This is a genomic window from Calditrichia bacterium (assembly GCA_020634975.1).
GTDB lineage: Bacteria > Calditrichota > Calditrichia > RBG-13-44-9 > J075 > JACKAQ01.
In genome coordinates this window covers 937501-940000 of sequence record JACKAQ010000001.1, presented here as the reverse complement: position 1 = coordinate 940000, position 2500 = coordinate 937501, and the positions used below count along the sequence as shown (strand labels likewise).

3 rRNA genes (2 of these 3 running past the window's edge) are annotated in these 2500 nt (G+C 51.5%); all 3 read left to right on the top strand.

What is annotated here, in order from left to right:
• Nucleotides 1-1430: ribosomal RNA gene (locus tag H6629_03625) — 23S ribosomal RNA — on the top strand (it extends 1570 nt beyond the left edge of the window).
• Nucleotides 1431-1495: 65 nt separating this feature from the next.
• Nucleotides 1496-1611, top strand: a 5S ribosomal RNA gene (gene rrf / locus H6629_03620).
• 246 nt (nt 1612-1857) lie between these two features.
• Nucleotides 1858-2500, top strand: a 16S ribosomal RNA gene (locus tag H6629_03615) (it continues 912 nt past the right edge of the window).

Here is a 2500-nt window from a genome sequence, read left to right as displayed (position 1 = left end):
GAATGGTTGGTAAATCCGCCGTTCTATTCTAAACACCGAGGTGTGAACACGGTATCCGTAAGGATCATAAGTGGTCTTAATCATACTGCCAGGAAAAGCTTCGCAAGTGAGTGGTTTCTGGTGCCCGTACCGCAAACCGACACAGGTAGACAGGGAGAGAATCCTAAGGTGCGCGAGTGAGCTCTCGTTAAGGAACTCGGCAAATTAGCTCCGTAACTTCGGGAAAAGGAGTGCCCTTATTAGGTGAAGATCTTCGCGATCTGAGCTGAACAGGGTTGCAGCGAAGCGGCCCAGGCGACTGTTTACTAAAAACACAGGACTCTGCTAACTCGTAAGAGGACGTATAGGGTCTGACACCTGCCCGGTGCCGGAAGGTTAAGGGGAGATGTTAGCCGCAAGGCAAAGCATTGAACTGAAGCCCCGGTAAACGGCGGCCGTAACTATAACGGTCCTAAGGTAGCGAAATTCCTTGTCGGGTAAGTTCCGACCTGCACGAATGGTGTAACGACTTGGGCACTGTCTCAACGAGAGGCTCGGCGAAATTGAGATGTCGGTGAAGACGCCGACTACCCGCGACGGGACGGAAAGACCCCGTGAACCTTTACTATAGCTTGATATTGATTCTTAGCTACGCATGTGTAGGATAGGTGGGAGACTTTGAAGCTGTCACGCCAGTGGCGGTGGAGTCACCCTTGAAATACCACCCTTGTTTAGTTGAGACTCTAACCCGTGGCAGTGAAGCCTGCCAGGGAACAGTGTCAGGTGGGTAGTTTGACTGGGGCGGTCGCCTCCTAAAAAGTAACGGAGGCTCCCAAAGGTTCCCTCAGCACGGTCGGTAATCGTGCGTAGAGCGTAAAGGCATAAGGGAGCTTGACTGCGAGACAAACAAGTCGAGCAGGTGCGAAAGCAGGGCTTAGTGATCCGGCGGTTCCGAGTGGAAGGGCCGTCGCTCAAAGGATAAAAGGTACTCCGGGGATAACAGGCTGATCGCCGCCAAGAGTTCACATCGACGCGGCGGTTTGGCACCTCGATGTCGGCTCATCGCATCCTGGGGCTGGAGAAGGTCCCAAGGGTTTGGCTGTTCGCCAATTAAAGCGGTACGTGAGCTGGGTTTAGAACGTCGTGAGACAGTTCGGTCCCTATCTGTCGCGGGCGTAGGATACTTGAGGGACTCTGCTCTTAGTACGAGAGGACCGGAGTGGACAGACCGCTAGTGTACCAGTTGTCTCGCCAGGGGCATGGCTGGGTAGCTACGTCTGGTGTGGATAAGCGCTGAAAGCATCTAAGCGCGAAACCCTGCCCAAGATGAGGTATCCCTTCACATAAGTGACTGTAAGGCGCCTTCGAGATTAGAAGGTCGATAGGTGGTAGGTGTACGCACAGCAATGTGTTTAGCCGAACCATACTAATCCGCCGAGAGGCTTGGCTTACTAATTTTTTATTCCGACTCAACGCTATTCAGCAGATTATTCGTATATCATCCATACAGTTTTGCTTTGGTGGTTATAGCGGTGGGGATACACCTCTTCCCATTCCGAACAGAGTAGTTAAGCTCACCAGCGCCGATGATACTGTTTCCTTTGGAAATGGGAAAGTAGGTCGTCGCCAAAGCATCTTCTTGATAGGGAATCAACTTTATGTTGATTCCCTTTTTTATCCGAAAATGCATTGACTTTTAAAAAAAATGTTCTTGACAAGCTAAGATTGAAGTATTACCTTAGTCGCCCATTTGATGAGACATCAAGTGGAAGTTAAAAAATGATCTTTGAAATCAACCTGCTATGTTACTAAGTGACTCTTTAGTGAGTAGTGGGGATAGCGTAAATCTCGTCAATAAGAGAAGTAAGATAGACAAAGAAGAGTTTGATCCTGGCTCAGGACGAACGCTGGCGGCGTGCCTAACACATGCAAGTCAAGGGGAAAGGTTTCTTCGGAGACCGATTACACTGGCGGACGGGTGAGTAACGCGTAGGCAACCTGCCCTCAAGCTTGGGATAACCTCTGGAAACGGGGGCTAATACCGGATGTGGTTTTGATGTTGCATAGCATTAAGATTAAAGCTGGGTTTCTAGCACTTGAGGATGGGCCTGCGTTCCATTAGCTAGTTGGTGAGGTAACGGCCCACCAAGGCGACGATGGATAGCTGGTCTGAGAGGATGATCAGCCACACTGGGACTGAGATACGGCCCAGACTCCTACGGGAGGCAGCAGTGGGGAATATTGCGCAATGCCCGCAAGGGTGACGCAGCGACGCCGCGTGGGTGAAGAAGCACTAAGGTGTGTAAAGCCCTGTCAGAAGGGAAGAACGGCGATGTTTCGAAAGGGGCATCGTGTGACGGTACCTTCAGAGGAAGCTCCGGCTAACTCCGTGCCAGCAGCCGCGGTAATACGGGGGGAGCAAGCGTTGTCCGGAATCACTGGGTGTAAAGGGCGTGTAGGCGGGCTGGTAAGTCAGATGTGAAATCCCACGGCTCAACCGTGGAGGGTCATCTGATACTGC